This window comes from Thauera aminoaromatica S2 (assembly GCF_000310185.1).
GTDB lineage: Bacteria > Pseudomonadota > Gammaproteobacteria > Burkholderiales > Rhodocyclaceae > Thauera > Thauera aminoaromatica.
This window is the reverse complement of the sequence record NZ_AMXD01000262.1, coordinates 1-2,029: the sequence shown is the minus strand read 5'-3', so window position 1 is coordinate 2,029 and position 2,029 is coordinate 1. Positions and strand designations below refer to the sequence as shown.

The window sequence follows — 2,029 nt, the reverse complement described above, 5'->3', positions numbered from 1 at the left end:
ATGCTCGCGGCGGGGGCGCGGGGCGGGGTGGGCGCCGAGGCGCCACGCCGGCGCGGGGCGCTGGCGGCGAGCTGCTCGAAGGCGTATTCGACCTCGCCCTGGGTCATGCCCGCGCTCTCGGCCACCGCCTTCACCACCTGCAGCTTCAGCAGCGGCGCGGCGATGCGAGTGACCAGCGGCGCCGCCTCATGCACGAAGGCCGCGCGGCCCTCGGCGCTGTCGAGCGGATGGCGGCCGGACAGCTCCTGGATCAGGAAGCTCCCCAGCGGGGTGGCGGCGAGCGCGGCCTTGCGGAAGGCTTCGGTGCCCTCGGCGCGCACGAAGGAGTCCGGGTCGTGCTCGGCGGGCAGGAACAGGAAGGCCAGGGTGGCGTCGTCGCGCAGGGATTCGAGTGCGTTCTCGAGCGCACGCCATGCCGCGCGGCGGCCTGCGGCGTCGCCGTCGAAGCAGAACACGATGCGGTCGGTCTGGCGCAGCAGGGTGTGGATATGCTGCGGCGTGGTCGCGGTGCCGAGCGTGGCGACCGCATTCTCGATGGCGAACTGGGCGAGCGCGACCACGTCCATGTAGCCCTCGACCACGACCGCGAAGCCGGCGTCGCGGATCGCCTTCTGCGCCAGGAAGAGGCCGTAGAGCTCGCGCCCCTTCTCGAACAGCGGGGTCTCGGGCGAGTTCAGGTACTTGGGTTCGCCCTTGTCGAGCACGCGCCCGCCGAAGGCGATGATGCGTCCGCGGCGGTCGTGGATCGGGAAGATGATGCGGTTGCGGAAGCGGTCGTAGCGCCGCCCCTGCTCGTTGTCGATGACCAGGCCGGCGTCGGCGAGCGTCTTCGCCTGGTAGTCGGGGAAGGCCTTCTCCAGCGCCTGCCACTCGTCGGGCGCGTAGCCGAGCCCGAAGCGCGCGGCGACCTCGCCCGACAGCCCGCGGCGCTTGAGGTAGTCGATGGCCTGGCGGGAAGGCTTGAGCTGGTCGCGGTAGAAGCGCGCCGCCACCGCCATCGCCTCATAAAGGCGTTCGCTCGGGTCGTCATGCACGGGTGCCGCGCTGCGGCCATCGTCGGGCACCTGCAGGCCGACCTGGGCAGCGAGCTCCTTGATCGCGTCGACGAAGCCCAGCCCGCTGTACTCCATCAGGAAGCCGACCGCGCTACCGTGCACGCCGCAACCGAAGCAGTGGTAGAACTGCTTGGACGGGCTGACCGAGAACGAGGCGGATTTCTCGCCGTGGAAGGGGCAGCAGGCGAAGTAGTTGGCGCCGCTCTTCTTGAGCGGGAGGTAGCGTTCGATGACGTCGACGATGTCGACGCGGGAAAGCAGTTCCTGGACGAAGGACTGGGGAATCATCGCGCGCGCAAAGACAAACGCCCGTCGCTTCCGCATGCGCGGACGACGGGTGTTCGTGAAAAAGCATCACGCCGGGCGGGGATCGAGCGACCCCGGGCCGGCGTGTGATCGCCCGCCAGGGCGGGCATGGGCGTCCCGCGAGGGCGGGTCGCGTACCGGATCAGTAGAGCTTCGGCGGCAGCGTCTGGCTGCGCAGGCGCTTGTGGTTGCGCTTGACGGCGGCGGCCAGCTTGCGCTTGCGCTCGGCGGTGGGCTTTTCGTAGAACTCGCGCGAGCGCAGTTCGGTCAGCACACCGGTCTTCTCGATGGTGCGCTTGAAGCGGCGGATCGCAACTTCAAACGGCTCGTTTTCCTTGACGCGGATACCGGGCATTGCGGACTTCCTTGGGTGTCTGGTGGGCAGAAAGACCGCGAATATAAACCAGCCGACCGTCGATGGCAAGGCCGCGGATCGCCCGCGCCGGCGGTGGCGGGTTAAAATGCGACACCGAATCAAACGGATGCATCCCGATGAAAGTGCTCGGCATCGAAACCTCCTGCGACGAGACCGGCGTGGCGATCTACGACACCGACACCGGCCTGCGCGCGCACTGCCTGCACTCGCAGATCGACCTGCACGCGGCCTACGGCGGGGTGGTGCCCGAGCTCGCCTCGCGCGATCACATCCGCCGCCTGCCGCTGCTGCT

2 protein-coding genes and 1 pseudogene are annotated in these 2,029 nt (G+C 69.1%); 1 reads left to right on the top strand and 2 read right to left on the bottom strand.

What is annotated here, in order from left to right:
* The coding region (dnaG, locus tag C665_RS19415) for a DNA primase (RefSeq protein WP_040829835.1) at positions 1-1,343 on the bottom strand (1,343 nt) is incomplete at its 3' end.
* Positions 1,344-1,503: 160 nt separating this feature from the next.
* Positions 1,504-1,716, bottom strand: coding sequence for a 30S ribosomal protein S21 (gene rpsU / locus C665_RS19410; RefSeq protein WP_002924646.1), 213 nt, complete (start codon positions 1,714-1,716; stop codon positions 1,504-1,506).
* A gap of 137 nt (positions 1,717-1,853) precedes the next feature.
* Here rpsU and C665_RS20455 point away from each other — a divergent pair.
* A pseudogene (locus C665_RS20455) lies at positions 1,854-2,029 on the top strand (tRNA (adenosine(37)-N6)-threonylcarbamoyltransferase complex transferase subunit TsaD); the annotation flags it as partial.